The organism is Sorangium sp. So ce1036, assembly GCF_051369805.1.
GTDB lineage: Bacteria > Myxococcota_A > Polyangia > Polyangiales > Polyangiaceae > Sorangium > Sorangium cellulosum_F.
On sequence record NZ_JBBMOX010000001.1, the window covers coordinates 9,550,884 to 9,570,369 of the forward strand.

Sequence of the window (19,486 nt, forward strand, 5' to 3'; positions counted from 1 at the left end):
GACGGCTATGGCAGCTCGCGTGGAGCTGCTCTACTGGGCTGCGAGATCCGCGATGCCCGCACCTTGCTTGACACGAGAGCTCCCGACGCGGCCTCCCCACCTGCTCGCGGCGGCGCTGCTCCTCTCCGGCTGCGGGGCCGAGGACAGCCCGGCCGCCGCGCTGCGGCTGCGCTTCCCGGCGCAGGCGGATACGGTGCTGTCCGCGCGCGACGCGTTCGCCCCGGCGCTGGACGGGTTCCGACTGGCCCGCTCCGAGCCGGGCGGGGTATGGGTGCGCGCGGCGCGGCTCGAGGTGGAGCTGCCCCGCGAGGGCAGCGCGCCGATCCGGTTCCGTCGCGCCAACGGCGATGAGATCCGGGTGCGGGAGCTCGGCGCCGCGGGCGAGGCGCGGGTGGCGGAGCGCGCGGTGAGCTACCGGCGCGCGGGCGGGACGTCGTTCTGGACCGCGACCGACCACGGCGTCGAGGAGTGGCTGCTGCTCGACGAGGGCGTCGCGCGCGGCGGAGAGGCGGTGGCGGCATGGCACGTGGAGGGCGCGGCGCTGCGGCTGCGGGGCGAGGCGGTGGAGCTGCTGGACGAGGAGAGCGGGGCGCCGGTGCTGCGCGTGACGGCGCCGCGCGCCCACGCGGCCTCGGGGCGGGAGGTCGCCCCGGCGCTCCGGGTGCGCGGCGCGCGCATCGAGCTCGTGGTGGACGCGGGCGGCGAGGCGGTGCTCGTCGATCCGGCGTGGGCGCTGACCGGCGAGCGGAGCGCCGCGCGCACGGAGCACACCGCGACCTTGCTCTTGCCGAGCGGCAAGGTGCTGATCGTGGGCGGTCGGGCCGCGGACGGCGCCTTCCTCGGCACCGCGGAGCTGTACGACCCGACGGACGACACCTGGACTCCCGCGGCGCCCATGATCACGGCGCGCGTCGATCACACCGCGACGCGCCTCCCGGACGGCAGGGTGCTCGTCGCGGGCGGGATCGCGGAGCTGGCCTCTCTCGACACCGCAGAGCTGTACGATCCGGAAGACGACGTCTGGACTCACGCTGCGCCCATGAAGGCATCGCGCGCGAACCACACCGCGACGCTCCTGTCGGACGGCAGGGTCCTCGTGGCGGGTGGGGTGTCCAGGGTCCGTACGCCCGGCAATCCCGCGCGCAGAGAGCCGCTGGCCGGCGCGGAGCTCTACGACCCGAGGACCGACGCCTGGAGCACCGCGGCATCCATGAGCGTCGCGCGGAGCTCCCACGCCGCGACGCTGCTCTTGCCGAACGGCGAGGTCCTCGTGGCGGGAGGGGCATGGAGCTCCTCCATCGACACCGCGGAGGTGTACGACGCCGTGGCCGACTCCTGGAGGTCCACGGGCCCGATGCGCACGGGCGACGACGATTGCCCCATCACCCTGACGAGGCTGCTGAACGGCGAGGTCCTGGCGACGGGCACCTGGAGCGCGGAACGCTATGATCCGACGGCCGGCGCCTGGACCCCCGCGAGCGATCCGCTCCTCACGCGCGGCGGGCATACCGCGACGCTGTTGCATAACGGCATGGTCCTGGTCGCGGGCATCGGCTGCGCGGAGGACGTCATCAGCAACACCGCGGAGCTTTACGATCCCGCGGCCAACACATGGACCCTCACGCCGCCCCCGAACGCCCTGCAGGACGAGCACACCGCGACACAATTGCTGAGCGGCGATGTGCTGCTGGTCGGCCCGTCGCCCTTCGCCGAGCGGTACACGATCCTCGGCGCCGCGTGCGCGTCCGACGCCGATTGCGGGCTCGCCGTCTGCGTGGAAGGGATCTGCTGCGCGTCGCGGTGCTCCGAGCCCTGCCACACGTGCGCCAGCCCCACGTCGCTCGGCCGCTGTGTCGCCCAGCCGAGGGGCTGGGATCTCCGCGGGGAGTGCTCGCGCGTGGGCTGTGACGGGTCGTGCGACGGGCGCGGCGCGTGCTCCGCCGTGCCCAGAGGCGACACGTGTCTCCCGGCCCAGTGCAGCGACGAGACGCACAGCATGCGGCGCGTCGTGTGCCTCGCCGATGGGGCCCGATGCGCGAGCCCGGACAGCCAGGCCAGGGAGATCGTGGACTGCGCGCCCTACCGTTGCGATCAGGCCAGCGGCTCCTGCAAGGACACCTGCAGCTCGCTGCACGACTGCGCGCCGGGCACCGCATGCAACCTCTCCGGTCACTGCGTGCGCCCTCCGCCCCCCTCGATCGCGGGTTGCAGCGTCGGCCGGGCCGCCGCGACGGCGGCCTCTTGGAGGACCTGCCTCGGCGCGATCGCCCTCGCGCTGCTCGCCGCCACGCGGAGGAGGGCGCCTGTCTCTCGGGGGGAATCCACACCACGACGGAAGGACTCCTGATGTTCTCGTGCGACTCTCTCAGGTGCGTCTCGCCTCGCGTCGGCCCGCTGCTCTGGGCCTTCGCCTTGCTCTCCGGCTGCAGCGCGGAGCCGGAGCCGCTCGCGTCCGCCGCCGCCCTGCGCCTCCGGTTCCCGGACCAGTCGGCCGCCGTGCTCGAGGCCCGCGAGGCGTTCCTCGCCGACCGCGGCGGCTTTCACCTCGACGCGGACGGGGCGCGCGGGAGGCCCTCGCGGCCTCACGTGGTGCTGCCCCGGGAGGGCAGCGAGCCCATCCGGTTCCGCACGCCGGCCGGGGTCGAGGTGCGGGTGCGAGAGCACGGCGCCTCGGGAGAGGGCACACCGGTGGGGCAGGCCGTGGCTTACCGGCGGACCGGCGGGACGTCGTTCTGGGCCGCGACCGACCACGGCGTCGAGGAGTGGCTGCTGCTCGACGAGGGCGTCGCGCGCGGCGGAGAGGCGGTGGCGGCATGGCACGTGGAGGGCGCGACGCTGCGCGCGCGCGGCGAGGTCGTGGAGGTCGTCGAGCCGGCGACGGGGTCGGCCGTGCTGCGCGTCTCGGCGCCTCGGGCGTATGCGTCCTCGGGGCGGCCCGTCGCCATGGCGCTCAGGGCGCGGGGCTCGCGCATCGAGCTCTCGGTGGACGCGGGCGGCGAGGCGGTGCTCGTCGACCCGGCGTGGGTGCTGATGACCGGCGAGATGCAGGTCCCGCGGATCCAGCACGCCGCGACGTTGCTGGAGAGCGGCCTCGTCCTCGTGGCCGGCGGCACCACCGAGCTGGGCACCGACGATGCGCCCACCCCGCTCAGGAGCGCGGAGCTGTACGACCCGACGACCGACACCTGGACGCTCACGGGCGAGATGCTGCACGCGCGGAATCGGCCCACGGCGACGCGGTTGCCGAACGGCATGGTCCTCGTCGTGGCCGCTTACGACGACGACGACGGGCCCGTGCGCGCGGAGCTGTATGACCCGGAGACTCGCACCTGGACCGCCACGGGCGAGATGTGGACCGCGCGCATCGACCACACGGCGACGCTGGTGAACGGCCTCGTCCTCGTGGCGGGCGGCAGCGTGGAAGGCAAGACCCCCGAGGTCGCGGAGCTGTACGATCCGGAGACGAACGAATGGACTCCCACGGGCGCGATGGGATACCTGCGCTTCGGGGCTTCGGCGACCCTGCTGCAGAACGGGAAGGTCCTCGTGGCCGGCGGGGAGCACATCGTGACCACGAGCAAGAGCGCGGAGCTCTACGATGTGGAGACGGACACCTGGACCCCGACGGGCGAGATGAAAGAGGAGCGCTTCGGGCACGAGGCGGTGCTGTTGCCGAACGGAAAGGTCCTGGTGACGGGCGGCGGGGCGAGCCCGGAGCTGTACGACCCGGAGACCGACACCTGGGACTATGCGCCGCCGATGCAGCGCCCGCGCGGTGAACACACGATGACGCTGCTGCCACGAGGTCTGGTCCTGGCAGCGGGCGGACGGGGAGATGGGGTCTCTCATCGCAGCCCGGAGCTGTACGACCCGGACTCCGGGTCCTGGGAGCTCACGAGCCCGATGAAGCACGCGCGCATCTTCCACACGGCGACGCTGTTGCAGAACGGCGAGGTCCTGGTGGCGGGTGGCGTGGACGGGGAGTCGCTCATCGCGGAGACAGAGCGGTTCGGCATGGCCCTGGGCGAGCCCTGCGCGCCCTCGTCCGCCTGCCAGTACGGCGCGCTCTGCATCGACGGGGTCTGCTGCGAGGCGCCCTGTCCCTGCGGCACCTGCAGCGCCCCTGGGGACGAGGGGCGCTGCAGCGAGGCAGGCGACCCGGCGAAGGCCGGCACGATCTGCGCGCCGACGAGGTGCGCCGACGAGACCCATAGCGCCGGGCCGGCGCGGTGCGCCCTCTCGTCCTCCGCCTGTCCGGCGCAGGTCGCCATCGACTGCATCGCGTATCGATGCGACCCGGAGAGCGGCGCCTGCAAGCAGAGCTGCGCCTCCCTCGACGATTGCGCGCCGGGCTTCGTCTGCAACCTGCGAGGCCACTGCGTCCCGCCCCCGCCCGCGCCGGGCGACGCCGCGCCGGCCGACGCTGCGCCGGGCAGCGCTGCGCCGGGCGGCGCTGCGCCGCGCGACGATGACGGCGGATGCAGCGCCGCCTCCGGCCCCTCCCCTGCCCCCGCCGCGGCGCGCGGCCTCGGCGCGCTGCTCGTCGCGCTCTGCGCCGCGCGCAGGCGGCGGCGCCCGGGAGCGGGCGCGCGCCACCGCGTCCCGCAGCGCTGAGCGCTTCAACGTCGGTGCGCCGGCGGCCCTCGGCGTCGGTGCGCTCTTCAACGTCGGTGAGCGCTTCAGTGCCGCTGAGCGCGCACGAGCCGGCCCTCTCCATCGAACATGGCGCTGCCCGACTTCCGGGGGCTGCGCACGCCGACGTGGATCCAGAGCGCCGGGCTGCCATCGCCCGCGCGGCTGACGCTGACGTGCTCGACCCAGGACTGCTCGATGCCGAGCTCCCGGTGCGCCTCGCGCGCGAGCCGCCGCAGGATCTGCACGGGAACGCTGCCCAGCTCGAAGAGCGCGCCGTCGAGCGTCGCCTCCTCGGTGTTGCTGAGCGAGACCGGCGACGGGTCGCTCAGCTCCCGGTCACGGTAGACGTACCTGTCGAGATGCGTGCGCCGCTTCGGGTCTTGCACGTCGGCCTGCACGATGTCCGCACCGAAGCCGACCCGACGCACGCGCAGCCCGCGCCCCAGCGCGCCCTCCAGCTCGGCCTTGAACTCCGCGAAGACCTCGGGGCGGAGTCCTGACATGCGACCGAAGGGGAACGCCTCATCGAACTCCTCGCGCGTGTGCGTGCCGGCGGTGCAGGCGCCGAGCGACGCGAGCGCCAGCGCCATGATGAACCATCTCCGCTTCACGCCCGCCTCCGCAGGAGCCCCGTGAAGAGGCGATGGGCCGGGAGGAACAGCACCACGGCGAGGAACCAGATCGCAAACCACGTCACGAACAGGCGGAGGTCGTCGGGCGGGACGCCGAAGCCGTCCGGGCTCAGGCAGTAGACCTCCCACCGCAACGTCTGGCCGTTGCGCGCCGTCCCGGTCCAGAAGGCCACGACCTCGGTCCGTGCGGTCCCGGAGGGACAGACGACAGGACCGACGAGCCTCAGCAAACCAGGCGCCATGTTGGCCGTTGAACACGCACCCACACCGCCCACCAGGGCGGCAAGGAACAACGCGCTTCGCACAGGCCGATGGTGACAAACGTCACGTCTCCCGCGCAAGCCCCGTCCACCGCGGCGCCCGGATTCTTGGCGCAAGGCGCGGCGCATGGGCCATGGTGAGCTGCCTCGGCGCTGGAGGCACACGGTCACCTCCGGAACAGGAGAGAGCGCGCCGAGGCTCCCCGATCCACCCCGTGCCGGGATGCGGCTGACCTCGCGCTCGAGGTGAGCCCGCCGCGCTCGCCCGGCGTGCTCAGGCCGCCTGTCGGAAGAGGATCGCGACCCCGAGCGCGGCGGCGGCTGGAACGAAGAGGTCGCCGGAGGCCGACACCCGCAGCGGGAACCCGTTCTCTTCCAGCAGCCTCCGCGCGGCGCCCGCGTCGCGCACCGCGACCGCGTAGGCGACGAAGGCCGGGAGCGCGGGGGCCCGCTCGCCTGGAAGCATCGCCTCCAGATCGGCGTCGGCGACGAGGGTGACCCGGGAGCCTTCGAGATCGAAGGCGCGCGCCGGGCCGTCGGCGCGGGCGGGGCGGCCGAGGTAGCGCGCGTAGCGGCGCTCGACCTCGGGCAAAGCGGCCTGGGCGACGCAGAGCACGGACTCCACCAGACCGACAGCGCCGTTCGGGTGATCCATGTAGAGCTGCGCGTCGAGCACCTCCGTCCCCGGGCTCTCGGCCATGGCGATCCTCCCCTCGGGCACGCGGCCTGACCCGGCCGACTCCGGATCCTCGCTGTCGATCTCGAGGAGGCCGAGCGGCGCCACCCGCGTCCCCTGCGCGGTGTCCACCGGGACGGGAACGGTGTTGACGCCCCCGTGAGGGACGCCCTCCGAGCTCAGGCGGCCGGCGGCGGCGTGCGCATCGGGCGTCTTGAACACGAGGATGTGCAAGCCCTGAAAGCGGGAGAGGCACGAGGCGATCTTGGCGACGGTGCTGCGGATGGATGCGGTGATCCGCGGCAGATGCTCGGGGGGCGCGCGGAGGGGGATGCGCTTCGCGCCGGCCGGGAGCCGGTCGGGATCGTCGTCCCTGACGCAGCTCACGAGCTCGATGAAGCTGCGCGGGAAGTTGGCGTGGCTGTTCCCCGCGCCGAACGGCCGGGGGGCCTCGCCCTCCCTGGGCGACAGCATGGGATAGGCGGGCGGCGACAGGTGAAATCCGAGCCGTCGATAGAGCTCGAGTCCTTCCGCCATGTCGCTCACGACATGGCCGACGTGGTGCAGGGATTCGACATCACGACCCATGGCAGTCCTCTCCGCCTCCCGGAGCGCACGACGTCGAGACCGCCGCAGGAGGCGCCGGCGGTGCGTCCACGGGTCGAATACGACAGGCGCGCACACCGACGTGCAGCGATCGGGCTCTCGACCACCGGGACAGGGAAAGCATTCGATGTGGGGATGTCAAGCCACGGCAACGGATCGCGCCGCGGCGAGCTCGGCATTCCCGTGATCAATTCTGCTCTTCATGGAATGCTTGTGATGCGAGGGACTCGAGCGATAGCCTGATGTCATGTCGATACCCTCCCTGCGAGTCGTCTGGTCTCTGCTCCTTGTCACCTGGCCAGCGGCCTGTATGGACGAGTCGGCCTCGACAGCGGGCGGCACCGCGGGCGGCGGGGGTGGCGCGTCCAGCGCCACCGCCGGCGGGGCGAGCAGCGCCTCCAGCGGCGCTGCCGGCGGCGCGGGCGGCGCCTCCAGCGGCGTTGCCGGCGGCGCGGGCGGCCCCTCCAGCGCCACCGCCGGCGGCGCGGGCGGCGCCTCCAGCGGCGCTGCCGGCGGGGCGAGCAGCGCTTCCAGCGGCGGCGCGGGCGGCGATCCCGGCGCGGCCTCGTGCGGGATGACCCGGGACCGCGTCCGCATCACCGAGATCGACGTCGGGATCCCCGTGATCAACAACGAGGACGAGGCCGCGCTGAAGCCGCTCGTCATCTCGCCGATGCCGTCCGGCGGCTCGCGCCTCGCCTGGATGGGCAACGACGGCCAGGTCCACATCGCCCAGCTCGACACCCGCGATCAGGTCGCGGGCCGCCCCTTCGGCTTGCCGGCGAACGACTTCTCCGATCTGCACGCCGACGACACCGGCGGCGTCCTCTTGCTCACCCGGGACGCCGAGGGAGGCGGAACGCTGAATTGCGGCGCGCCGGCGAACCTGTGCGGCACGCCTCCGAGCCCGCCGATCCCCTGTCACGACATGTACATGGTGCGCTTCGACGGCGCGAGCGAGACCTGGGCGACCAAGCTCACCAGCTCGAGCGCGGCGCTGCCGCCCTACTCCACCGGCCCCACGGGGCCCGACGTGACCATGATCTGGTGGTACGCGCATCATGGCCGCATCGCCTTCGACGGCGCGCGCTACGCGGGCTATTTCGGCGCCGCGATCAGCGTCTCGCAAGGGGGGTGCATCAACATCCACCAGGGCGATCGCATGAAGGTGGTCGACGCGAGCGGCGCGCTGCAGAGAGCCGGATTCGACTGGGGGTGCAGCCACAGCGGCTACGAGCGCATCCTCTGGGACGACCGGGTGAACCGCTTCGTGACGGTGTGCAAGACCGACAACAACGACCGCATCGCGATCGCGCCCAGCTACACGACCATCTATCCGGTCGATCTCGCCTACTCGAACCTGGGAAACCTCGTGACCGCGTCCGGCGGCGGCTACTGGCTCACGACCAGCAACATCCGCCCGGGCCAGCCGGCGGGCGCGAACGGGCTCGCCGAGGTGCGGTTGCTCCACTTCACGGGCGGCGCCGCCGATCAGGACATCACGGTCGCCAGCGACCCCGGCCTGAACCATCGCGCGCCGCACCTGGCCGCCTACGGCGACTCCCGCATGCTCGCGGCCTGGGAGACCACCACGAAGGCCGGCGACATCGCGCGCAACGACCCGGCGCGCACGCTGTACGTGCAGACGCGCGATCGCGCGACCGGCGAGGCCGATGGCGAGCCGCTGGAGGTCGACGTGCTCGGCAACCGGTATCAGGACCTCGTCGCGTTCCCCGACGGGAGCGCGGCCTTCGTCGCGCCCGGCAGCGCGAGCACCAGGATCAAGGTGCTGCGCATCCTGCCCTGCGCGTAGGAAGCCAAACCGGTTCAGGCGCGTGGCCGCGGCTTGCGCGTGAGCTGGACCAGCCGCTCCGGGGCATCGAGCCCGGGATCGGGGCCGTCGAGATCCTCCAGCGCGAGCTCGAACAGCCCGTTGTCGAACGGCCTCCCCGCGGCTTCTCCACGTGGGGTGGTTGACCGCCGCGCGACGAGGCGGCGATCCAACAATGCGTGCTTGCAGCGCGGAGAAACCTGCGCAACCTTCCAGAGGTGTCGAACGATCCCTCCTCGGATATCCTGCGATTGACGGAGGCGAAGTCCGTCATGTCCGGCGGCTTCGCCGCAGGGGGAACGTGGGCATTCCGCGTTCGGTCGCACGGAGAAATGAAGAGCTCGCTCGGTGGCCGGTCGTCGAAGCAGCGCACCGGCATGCGCGCCCGGCGCATGCCGCAAGAGTCGAGATTTCGCAAGACCCAAAAAGTCCACTTAAGCGGTACAGCCAGCGCGCGGACGCCGCGAAATAGCACGAAATGACTTGAAGACGACCGGCAAAGTGGGGAATAACCTCGGATGCAACCGCGGGTCGGGCCCTCGTCCGCCATCCCATCGCCCGACCCCGGCGGGAGCCTGCTTCACGACCCCCTCACGAGGAGCGCTCGACATGCGCCTGCGCACTGCACGTCTCACGATCCCTTTGGCCTTGTTCGCAGCGCTGCCCTGGGCGCTCGCTGCCTGCGTCTCCGAGGATGGCTCGGGTCCTGACGGTTCAGGAGGAAGCCTTGCAGCCGGCACGGGGGGCGGCGGCAGCGGCAGCGTCAGCAGCTCCGGAGGCGAGCCGGCGGGCACTGGTGGAGCGTCCTCTTCGAGCGGTGCCCCGAGCGGGACGGGCGGCGCGCCGAGCGGCACGGGCGGCGCCAGCACCAGTGGTGGGGACCCGGCCGGAACGGGCGGGGCGCCGGGGACCGGTGGCGCGGATGGCAGCGGCGGCGGCGGCGGCAATGCCGTGAGCCCCAAGTGGGGCGAGGTGGAAAATCCTGGAGCCGGGTGCACCGTGGGACCGATGCCGAGCGTCGGTTCGCTCACGGCGAACTCGAAGCTGCCGGACCCCTTCAAGAAGATGGACGGCACCCGCATCACCGACAAGAGCGAGTGGGCCTGCCGGCGCGAAGAGATCCTCCAGCAAGCCTACGAGTTCATCTACGGCGACAAGCCCGTCCCGGCAAAGGGATCGGTGTCCGGTACCGTGAGCACCAGCAGGATCACGGTCGAGGTCAACGATGGTGGCGGCAGCACCTCGTTCAACGTGACCGTGAACATGAACGGCGCGACGGCGCCCGCCCCGGCCATCATCGGCTACGGCGGCCTGAGCGGCATGCCAGTTCCGAGCGGCGTCGCGACGATCACCTTCAGCGCGATCGAGTCGACGGGCGGCAGCGGCGCGAAGAGAGGGCCGTTCTACGACGTGTACGGTTCGGACCATCCCGCGGGTTACCTCGCGGCACAGGCCTGGCAGATCAGCCGCGTCCTCGACGTCCTGGAGCAGAACCCCGACGTCATCAATCCGTACCGGGTGGGTGTGACGGGCTGCTCACGCTGGGGCAAGGGCGCCTTCGTCGCCGGCGTGCTGGACAACCGCATCGCCTTGACCATCCCGGTGGAGTCGGGTCTCGGGGGCACGGTTGGCCTGCGCCTCGTCGAGGTGCTCGATAGCTACAGCGGCTCCGAGTGGCCCTATCACGGCATCAGCTATGTCCGCTGGCTCTCGGAGGTGGCGCTCGGTCAGTTCACCACGGGCAACAACGCCGGGGCCGACAACACGAACAAGCTGCCCGTCGACATGCACGAGATGATGGGCCTCATCGCGCCACGCGGCCTCTACATCGTGGACAACCCGAGCACCATGTACAACGGGCTCGATCGGAACTCGGCGTGGGTCACCGCCAACGTCGGCAAGATGATCTTCGAGGCGCTCGGCGTCGGAGACCACATGGCCTACACGGGCGCAGGGGGGAGCCACTGCAGCTGGCGCTCGCAGTACACGGCGTCCCTCAACGCCATGGTCGACAAGTTCCTGAAGGGCAACGACGCTGCGACGACGGGCAATTTCGCCACGGACCTGCCCAGCCGGCCCAACCACCTGGACCACATCGACTGGACACCGCCGACGCTCACCGGCGAGCTTTGATCCAGAGCGGAGGTAGCGCGTGAATCAGAACTCGTTCCGCTGTCTCGGGGTCGCCCTGGCGCTGATGCTGGGCGCTTGCGGCCCTGGCCAGGACGGTGACGCCACGGGCGGCACCGGAGGGGGTGGCGCCTCGGGCGCCGCGGTGGGCTCGGGCGGCCAGAGCCCCACGGGAGGCGCCGGCGGCGCGCCGCAAGAGACCGGCAGCGCCTCCTCGGGCGGCGCCGGCGGCGGCGCGACGCCGACCGGCGGGGCAGGGTCGACCGGTGGGGCGGGGCCGACCGGCAGCACCTCCGGCGGCGGCGATGGCCCCGGAGCGGCCACCGGCGGAGCGTCGGGGTCGGGCGGCGCTCCGGGTGGCGCGTGCACGCGCGAGCTCCTGGATGGCCTCCTGGACGACTACTTCGCCGCCCTCGCCGCCGGGGATCCTTCCAGCCTGCCCCTGGCCGGAGGCGTGAAGTTCACCGAGAACGCCGTACAGGCCGAGATCGGTACGACAGAGTTCTGGAAGAACGCCGGCGAGGTGAAGCATTCGCAGCGTGCCCTGGATACCGAGGCGTGCAGCGCCGCCGCTCAGGCGGTGATTCCGGAAGGCGGGAGGGATCTTCCCGTCGCCCTCCGCATCAAGGTGGAGGGCTCGGAGATGACGGAGATCGAGACGATCGTCGTGCGCCCGGGCGACTACACGGCGTCCTTCGCGGTCGATTCGGATCCCGCCGCGATCATCGCCATCTCGGACGACATCGGTTGGCACAACGAGGTCCCGGAGGCCGAGCGGGCCACCCGGGAAGAGCTGACGGACTGGATCGACAAGTACTTCCGCGCGTTCCCCTCCGGCGTCTGCGACGTCACGGGGGCCTGCAGGCGCCTGGAGAACGGGGGCGGCAACTTCTCTTGCAGCACCGGGGCATCCTGCAGCGCCGGCGCTCCTGGGTCCGGCGGCACCTTCATCCCGCGCGTCATCCTGGCCGACGAGGTGCGCGGCATCGCCGTCGGTTTCACCATCTTCGACTTCATGACGGACGGGCATCTGGACATGCACATGATCAAGATGTCCGGCGGTGAGGTGCACGCCGTCCACGCCATCCTGCGCGACACGAACGGCATGTCCGGCTGGGAGTGAAGGCGACCTCCCTCGCCGCTCGCGTCGAACCGACGCCCAGTTGACGCTCAGCAGGGTACAGCGATACGGCAGGACGCCCTCCGCTTGGCGCTACGTCGCGGAAATCGCGGGCGTTTCGGGCGTGGAGGGCCTGCCGGATCGCGTAGAAGAGGGTTCCGTCGCCTGCGACGAGCGGCGCTTCGCCGTTACCATCGACTCGCCGCCGCCTCAGGCGCTGGCCCGGGACGACGCTGCCGCTCCCGCCGTGGTGGATGCTGAAGCTTCTGAAGACGACCCGTTGAGCCCGCGTTGGCCCCAATGGAATGACGACCCAGCCCTCCCTGTCCCCGTAAAACTATTGAGATCGTTGCGCTTTTCGTCGTCCGCTCCTCCGCACGAGCGACGATGCCCAAGCTCGTCCCTGGTTCGTGGCGCAGGGACCGGAGCCGAGGCGGCCCACAACCTCCTCGCCACCGCAGGCGCTCACCCTGGCCCGCTCCTCGGTCGGGTGGCTACGTCAGGTTCGTGAGCGGCCCCGTGCAGTACTCCGGGTCGCCGAACGTGGTCCGGGTGTCGCCGAACAGGTTCAAGATCGAGACGAGCAGGTTGTTGTGCGGTAGGTTCTGGTACCGGACCCAGCGCCCGGTGCGCAGGCCTCCGCCGCCGCCGGCCAGCAAAAACGGCATATTGTTCTTCTTGTGGCTCGGCGGATCCGAGATCTCCGTACCGAAGAAGACGACGCTCTCGTCGAGCAGCGAGCGACCGCCGCCCATGTCCACCTTCTCCATCTCCTGCAGGAGATAGAGGTGCTGCTTCGAGTACCAGTTGCAGATGCGCTCGCACTCGGCCGGCTTGAAGCCGCCGTCGTGCTGGTAGAAATGGTGGTGCTCGCTCAGGTTCAGCCAGGGGAAGGTGTGCTTCGCCTCGGTGTCGCTCCACTGCAGGGTGCCGACCGCGGTGATGTCGCAGGCGAGCGCCATCACCAGCATGTCCATCATGAGCTTGCCCACCTTGGGGATCGCCGCGTCGGTCGAGGTGTCCTTGATCGAGCCGTTGTCCGCGGAGTTGAGCCCCGTCCGCGGGTTGTAGTCGGACGTGTCGACCAGCGTCGGCGCCCGGCAGGCGCCCGTCGCCGTCGGCGCGCTGCTGAGGCCCTGCTCGATCTCGCGGATCTTCGTCAGGTGCTGGTCGATCTTCTGCCGGTCGGCGGCCCCGAGCCGCGCCGACAGCGAAGCGTAGCGCCGGTCGAGGAAGTCGAGGATTGACCGCTTTCGCGCGAGGCGGAGCGCGGCGTCGTTGCCGGCGCCGGGGTTCAGCGTGCCAAAGAGATCGGTGAAGATCTCCACCGGATCGAGCCGCGGCGGGATCGGGTTGTAGGGCGCGCTGCTCTCGAAATTGGCGACGTTCATCGGCGACAGGAGGCCGTGGGACTTGCCCGTCGCCCAGCGCACCGCGAGCTGCAGGCTCGCCTTCGCCTTCTGACCGGCCGAGATCCGGTCGGCGATCACCTGATCGACGGACGGCCCGCTCCCGTAAGCCCGCCCGGCGGCGCCGGCCTGGGGCGTGCCCGTGAGCCAGGCGATGATCCCGGCCTGGTGCTGCTCGCCGAGCCCGCTCTTCATGTCGAGGCCGTCGACGACGAGCAGCCGGTCCTGCACCGGCGCGAGCGGCTCCAGGATGGGGCTCAGGGTGAATTTCGTCTCGGTGCCGGTCGGCCGCCAGCGGTCCAATACGGTCCCCCCCGGCGTGTAGACGGCGAGGAAGCGTTTGGCGGGGGCGGCTTGCGCGTGCGCCGCGCGCTCCGTGCCCATGATCTCCAGCCAGGGGAGCGCAATGGCAATGGCGCCGGCCCCTCGCAGCACGGCACGTCGGCTCAGGCGGAATTGCGACATGACCATCACTCCCCTCCGGAAACCATGTAATGAAAGGCGTCTGTCTGCGTGAGATCGATCAGGAGCTTTTGCACGTTGTACCCGGACGCCTCGAACGCGGCCGTGACAGCCTCCCGGGTACACGTGTCCTCGGCGCGCAGGGTGAGGCCGTAGGCGAACTCGACCCAGTGCGCCGCGAAGCAGCGCTGCGCCTCCTCGGTCTCCGCGAGCTTCCGCACCAGCTCGATCGGCCCGTTCACCGTGCCCTCCGTGCCCGGGACCGAGCCGCTCGCATCGATGGTGACGTCGTTCTCCGTCGTGCGGAACAGGCCGACCGCATCGTAGTTCTCGAACGAGAACCCGATCGGATCCATGAACTTGTGGCACCCGGCGCAGACCGGATCCTGGCTGTGCTTGCTGTAGCGCTCCCGCGCCGTCGCGCCGGTGTACGGCTCCGGCGGCTTCACTTGCTCCAGGATCTCGCCGGTGGGGAGCGGGATCACGCGGCACATCAGCTTCTGGACCACGAACGAGCCGCGGACCACCGGGTTCGTCAGGTTCGAGTGCGTCGTCCCGGCCATCACCCCCGCCTGGGTGAGGAGCCCGAGGCGCTGGGTCGTGTCGAGCGGCACCTTCTGGAACGCGTCGCCCGTCACGCCGGAGATGCCGTAGAACTCCGCGAGCGGCCCGTTCACGAACGTGTACGGGGCCGTCAGGATGGACGGCCAGGTGCCGGTCCCCTCGAAGATCTCGTGCTCGAGGAACCGCTGGGTCTCCTCGCGCATCAGCGAGCCGATCGCGCGCGAGAAGGTCGGGAAGGTCTCCGCGTCCCGCTCGAGATCCGCGAGGTTGCTGATGGGGAGCAGGTTGTCGAAGAAGAACCGGATGACGCGCCGCGCCCGGGGATCCGCGAGCATGCGCTCGGCGTGCGCGCGCACGCCCTCCTTCGTCGACAGCTCGCCGGCCTGCGCGGCCATGCGCAGCTCCTCGTCGGGCATCGTCCCCCAGAGCAGGTACGAGAGCCGCGTCGCCATCTCGTCGCCCGTCGGCCGGCGGAGCTCGGGGCGCTCGGGATCGGGCGTGCCCCACTCGACGCGGTAGAGAAAATCCGGCGACTGGAGCAGCGCCTCGATCACCGTCGCGACGCCGACGGCGAACGTCGCGTCCGCGCGCCCCGCCGTGTACAGGGCGAGGAGCTCGTCCGCCTCGCCGGCGGCGAGCGGCCTGCGGTAGGCGCGCGGGGCGAGCCGCTCGATGATCGTGCGCGCGCACGCTTCCTCGTTCGCCGCCGTCACGTCGCTCGCGCACGGGGCGAGCCTCGCCAGCGCCTCCGGGGTCACCGTCGCGCGCTGGGCGACGCCCTCCGCCACGGTGCCGAGCTGCTCGGCCAGCAGGCTCGAGACCGACTGCGTGTCCGCGTCGTTGCCGAAGCCGTTCCCGAGATCCTCGCTCGGCAGCGAGAACGCCGGCTGGGTCGTGTCGCCCAGGAGGTCGCGAACGGTGTTGTTGTACTCGAACCGTGTCAGACGCCGCAGCGGCGCTCGCCCGGGATGCACGCGGCCGTCCAGGCAAGCGGCCCCGCTGGTGCCGCCGCCGCCCGAATCCGCGCTACCGGGCGTGCCCGCACCGGAGCTCCCGGGGCCGGACGAGCCGGAATCCATGGCAGAAGGCTCGCCCACGTTCCCCGTACAGCCGCTGGCCAAGACCAGTGCTATCGGAATTGCCCACCGAGAGCCTCCACGCGGCCCCGCAGGCTCGTGACGTGATGACCTGGACATCGTTGCCGCTCCTTGCCCGCCGACGGGCACGCTGACGCGCCGTCATTAGACATCTGCCTTTCTCAAATGACCAGAGGATCGTATCGCGTGGACCCACCATGAATCCTCACGCGATCCAATCTCGTGGGAAAGTGCCGCCAATTCGACAATTCATCCACGCGTCAAAGGGGTGCCCATCGCTCCACGGCCCAGCGGGGCTCGTCCGGGTGGCGCGGTGCCCTTGGAGATCGCGGGTGCGGCGGTGGATGGATACCGCATGGCGGTCGACGCGCTGCGTCTCGATGATACGGTGTTCAAGGCCAGGTCCAGCCATCCTGGGCAGGCGTCTGTCCCGGACCGTTGGTCTCGGGGGTCCTGGATCTGAACACGCCTCCTCGGGGGACATGCCTCGTTGAAGAGCGTCGAGCCACGGTTCGGTTCGCCTGCGAGAGCGCCCACGGCGGCGGCGCTGCACGGACGCCGAGGGCTCGCCTCGACGAGGCTGAACGGCATCGGGTCCACCCGGCATCTCCAATGGAAAATTGGAGCAGCAATCGGGAAATTATGAGAGCCCCCGGGGACCGCATTGCCGTGGGTCATGCCCACGTGCGACAATCCTCGACGCAAGGCGGAACTCTTTATCGGCCTTCGCGCGCTGCGCGCTGGTTAGAACATAACCACCTCGCGGCTTCTGCCTGCGTCCTTCGAGCGGGAACACACTACCTGAGGTGAGCGTGATGTACACCTGGAGGAGCGGCATGCTCGCCGCCGTGGCGTTGTCGGCTGGCTGTATGGGCTCCATCGGAGACGATCCGGCCGACTCGGGGCCGGGTGGGGATAACCCCACCGGAGCAGGGACGGGCTCGGGCGCCGGCGTTCCCGGGACCGGCGCGGGTCCGGGGACGCCGGGCTCTCCAGGCGAGTGCACGCCCGGGATCGCGGCGACCTCTCAGATCCCGCGCCTGACGAATGCGCAGTACGACAGGACGGTCCGCGATCTCCTGGGCATCACGGCGCTGACAGCCTCTGGCAATGTGGCGCCTTCGACGCTGCTGGCAACGGACCAGGCAGGCGGCCTCACGGATCTGGGCTGGAGCGCCTACACGTCCGTGGCCGAGATGATCGCCGCGCAGGTGATGTCGGACCCCGCGCTCAGGAGCAACTTCCTGAAGTGCACGCCCACGGGAGACGGCGCCGCGTGCCTGCACGATACGGTCATCGAGTTCGGGCGGCGCGCCTTCCGCCGGCCGCTGACGGACGCGGAGGTGGCGAGGTTCGACGCGATCGTGGCCAAGGGCCCCGAGATCACCGCAAGCGGAGCTCCGGAGGAGGTCGCGGAGGTGCTGCTGTACATGTTCCTGATCTCCCCGTCGTTCATCCAGCGCGCGGAGATCTCGGAGACGCCGGACGGAGCCGGGCGCTTCGCCCTCTCGAATCACGAGGTCGCGTCGCGTCTCTCGTACATGCTCTGGGGGACGATCCCGGACGAGGCGCTGAACCAGGCCGCCGATCAGGGGCAGCTCTCGACCTCGGAGCAGATTCGGGCGCAGGCCCGGCGGATGCTGCAAGACCCCAGGGCCCGGCAGATGGTAGCCGGCTTCCATCGTGACTACCTGGAGCTGGGAGCGAACACCCGGTGGGACTCGGCGCAGCGGGACACGACGCTGTTCCCGGTGTTCGATCGCTCGCTCATTCCGATCATGGCGGAAGAGACCGAGCGGTTCTTCGATCATGTGGTCTTCACGCTCGGCGGCACGTTCCAGGAGTTCTTCCTCAGCCCGATCGCCTTCGTGAACGCGGCGACGGCGCCGCTCTACGGGCTCGACCCCGCTCGGTTCGGGTCCGAGCTCGAGGAAATCACGCTCGACGCGTCGCAGCGGCCGGGGTTCCTGACGCGGGTGGGCTTCCTCAACGCGTACTCGTCGTACAACCGCACCTCACCGATCCTTCGCGGCGTGTTCATCACCAAGGACGTGCTCGGCATCGACCCGGGCACCCCACCTCCTGGCGCGCTCGAGACCCCGCTGCCGGAAGGGGCCGATCTCGACACGAACCGCAAGCGCGTGGACGCGCAGACGGCGGGCGCCGCCTGCGCCGGGTGCCACCACAACTACATCAACCCGCCGGGCTTCGTGATGGAGGCGTACGACGCCGTGGGGACGTGGCAGACGCAGGAAGCGTCCACCGGCGCGCCCATCAACACGGTCGCGGACGTGCGCATCGACGGGGAGCCCGTGCGGGTCACGGGCCCGGTCGATCTGATGGCGAGGCTCGCGGCCTCCCCGAACGCGCAGCGCCAGTACGCGCAGAAGTGGGTCTCGTATGCCTACGAGCGCGATGGTCACCCGCTGGACTCGTGCACGGTGGACGACCTGGCGACGAAGATCACCGCGGGAGGGTACACGGTCCTCGATCTCATCACGGACCTCACGCAGTCCGAGTCGTTCCGGATCCGAGCCGTAGCACTGGAGTAGGCCAATGAAGCGCAGGGTCTTTCTGAAGGGTGTTGCAGGCGCCGCGCTCGCGGCTCCATTCTTGAGCTCCGTCTACGAGCGGGAGGTCAAGGCGCAGTCCGCCACGCCGTCGCTGCCCAGACGCCTGGTGATCTTCTACACGCACAACGGGTGCCTCACCAACCGCTGGTTCCCGACCATCGAGAACGGCCCGCTCACGGCCGAGCACCTCGCGGGCACCACGCTGGCGGGGCTGACGCCGTTCGTGTCGAAGCTGCTGTTCCCGCGTGGACTGAAGATGTTCAACTCCTACGCGGAGATCCAGACCATCGACCCGCACGATCAGGCGATGGGCTCGAAGCTCACCTGCGCGTTGATCAACGACGACAAGACACGGTACGCGACGTCCCACTCGCTCGACCACGAGATCGCCAAGCAGATCAACCCCGGCGGGGCGAGCCCGCTGGTGCTCTCGGTCGGCTCGTCGAGCACCAGCATCAAGGAGGTGCTGTCCTTCTCGGCGCCGAACACCGCCTTTCCGGCCGTGGTCAACCCCAAGACGCTGTACACCCAGCTCACCGGGCTGTTCGGGGGCGGGGCGATGACCGAGGGCGACTACCGCGTCCGGCGCGGACAGAGCGCCATCGATCTCGTCAGGGACGACCTCCAGAGCTACCAGCGGCTCAACATGAGCCAGGCGGATCAGCGCCGGGTCGGCGACTGGCTCGACCTGCTCCGCAGCACGGAGCAGAAGCTCGCCCCGGCAGCCTGCAACGACGCGAGCGCGGTCGCGAACGGCGTCACGGCCAGCGCGGTCGACGCCGCCAGCTCGGGCGGCGGGTTCGGCGGTGGCCTCGCGACCTCGTTCACGACCGGCGGGGACATGATGATGAACCTCATCGCGCTGAGCATGATCTGCGACATGAACCGATCGATCGTCTTCGCATACCCCGGCTACGTGACGTTCGGTTGGGACGGCATCGACCACGACGCCGACCACCACGGCCTCTCGCACCGGAATGGGTCGTTCGAGGTGGGCGGGACCTGCAAGAACGGCGTGCTCGACATGATCGCCGAGATCGACGCATGGTACGCGAGCAAGTACGTGCGGTTCGTCGCGCTGCTCGACAGCATCGTGGAGGGCGATCGCAAGCTGCTCGACAACACCGCCACGATGTGGCTCCCGGAGCTGGCCGACGGCAACGCCCACAACACGAACAACCTGCCGATCGTGATCGCGGGCAGCGCGGGGGGTTACCTCAAGCAGGGCCAGGTCGTGAACCTCGAGGGCGGGAAGCTCGGCACCGGCAACAGCGAGGCGGACTGCACGGGCGGCGACACCAGCGTCGGCTTCGGCACGGGCTCGAACACCGGCAACGTCCCGATCAACAAGCTCTATGTGACGCTGATGAACGCCGTCGGGTGCACGACGCCGGGCGGTGGGCCCGTCGAGGCGTGGGGTCAGTTCGACAGCAGGAACGCGGACGCCGGCATCACCAAGCCGGGCGAGCTGACCGATCTCAAGGCGTGAGC

13 protein-coding genes are annotated in these 19,486 nt (G+C 70.7%); 7 read left to right on the plus strand and 6 right to left on the minus strand.

From position 1 onward, the window contains the following. Positions 1–7: 7 nt before the first annotated feature. Positions 8–2,347: a Kelch repeat-containing protein gene (locus WMF31_RS35940; RefSeq protein WP_436606267.1), complete on the plus strand. Its 2,340-nt coding sequence runs from the start codon at positions 8–10 to the stop codon at positions 2,345–2,347. Beyond that, complete coding sequence (locus WMF31_RS35945; RefSeq protein ID WP_436606268.1) at positions 2,347–4,614, plus strand: Kelch repeat-containing protein; 2,268 nt, start codon at positions 2,347–2,349, stop codon at positions 4,612–4,614. The genes WMF31_RS35940 and WMF31_RS35945 overlap by 1 nt, the downstream gene beginning before the upstream one ends. A 65-nt stretch (positions 4,615–4,679) precedes the next feature. Here the strand turns inward: WMF31_RS35945 and WMF31_RS35950 are convergent, their stop codons facing one another. From WMF31_RS35950 to WMF31_RS35960, 3 genes are all read right to left on the minus strand, one after another. Further along, a complete protein-coding gene (locus tag WMF31_RS35950) occupies positions 4,680–5,246 on the minus strand; it encodes a hypothetical protein (protein WP_436606269.1) in 567 nt (188 codons plus the stop codon). Further along, a complete protein-coding gene (locus WMF31_RS35955) occupies positions 5,243–5,509 on the minus strand; it encodes a hypothetical protein (protein WP_436606270.1) in 267 nt (88 codons plus the stop codon). Before WMF31_RS35955 ends, WMF31_RS35950 begins: the two co-directional genes overlap by 4 nt. A 292-nt stretch (positions 5,510–5,801) precedes the next feature. Then, the gene (locus WMF31_RS35960; protein ID WP_436606271.1) at positions 5,802–6,791 is read right to left on the minus strand and encodes a VOC family protein; all 990 of its coding nucleotides are present in this window, start codon (positions 6,789–6,791) and stop codon (positions 5,802–5,804) included. Between the two features lie 265 nt (positions 6,792–7,056). Here WMF31_RS35960 and WMF31_RS35965 point away from each other — a divergent pair, with 265 nt between their 5' ends. After that, complete coding sequence (locus tag WMF31_RS35965) at positions 7,057–8,622, plus strand: hypothetical protein (RefSeq protein ID WP_436606272.1); 1,566 nt, start codon at positions 7,057–7,059, stop codon at positions 8,620–8,622. Positions 8,623–8,636: 14 nt separating this feature from the next. Here the strand turns inward: WMF31_RS35965 and WMF31_RS35970 are convergent, their stop codons facing one another. Next, positions 8,637–8,813, minus strand: a complete 177-nt coding sequence (locus tag WMF31_RS35970) for a hypothetical protein (RefSeq protein WP_436606273.1) — start codon at positions 8,811–8,813, stop codon at positions 8,637–8,639. An 835-nt stretch (positions 8,814–9,648) separates the two neighbouring features. Between WMF31_RS35970 and WMF31_RS35975 the strand changes: the two genes are divergently transcribed. Together WMF31_RS35975 and WMF31_RS35980 are read left to right on the plus strand one after the other, a co-directional pair. Next, positions 9,649–10,773, plus strand: coding sequence for a glucuronyl esterase domain-containing protein (locus WMF31_RS35975; RefSeq protein ID WP_436606274.1), 1,125 nt, complete (start codon positions 9,649–9,651; stop codon positions 10,771–10,773). Between the two features lie 19 nt (positions 10,774–10,792). Further along, complete coding sequence (locus WMF31_RS35980) at positions 10,793–11,893, plus strand: hypothetical protein (RefSeq protein ID WP_436606275.1); 1,101 nt, start codon at positions 10,793–10,795, stop codon at positions 11,891–11,893. A gap of 491 nt (positions 11,894–12,384) precedes the next feature. Here WMF31_RS35980 and WMF31_RS35985 read toward each other — a convergent pair whose 3' ends face one another. Further along, the gene (locus WMF31_RS35985; protein ID WP_436606276.1) at positions 12,385–13,764 is read right to left on the minus strand and encodes a DUF1552 domain-containing protein; all 1,380 of its coding nucleotides are present in this window, start codon (positions 13,762–13,764) and stop codon (positions 12,385–12,387) included. Between the two features lie 5 nt (positions 13,765–13,769). Next, a complete protein-coding gene (locus WMF31_RS35990; protein ID WP_436606277.1) occupies positions 13,770–15,299 on the minus strand; it encodes a DUF1592 domain-containing protein in 1,530 nt (509 codons plus the stop codon). A gap of 938 nt (positions 15,300–16,237) precedes the next feature. Between WMF31_RS35990 and WMF31_RS35995 the strand changes: the two genes are divergently transcribed. Then, positions 16,238–17,974: a DUF1592 domain-containing protein gene (locus WMF31_RS35995; protein ID WP_436606278.1), complete on the plus strand. Its 1,737-nt coding sequence runs from the start codon at positions 16,238–16,240 to the stop codon at positions 17,972–17,974. Between the two features lie 4 nt (positions 17,975–17,978). Continuing rightward, positions 17,979–19,484: a DUF1552 domain-containing protein gene (locus WMF31_RS36000; protein WP_129344289.1), complete on the plus strand. Its 1,506-nt coding sequence runs from the start codon at positions 17,979–17,981 to the stop codon at positions 19,482–19,484. Positions 19,485–19,486 lie beyond the last annotated feature (2 nt).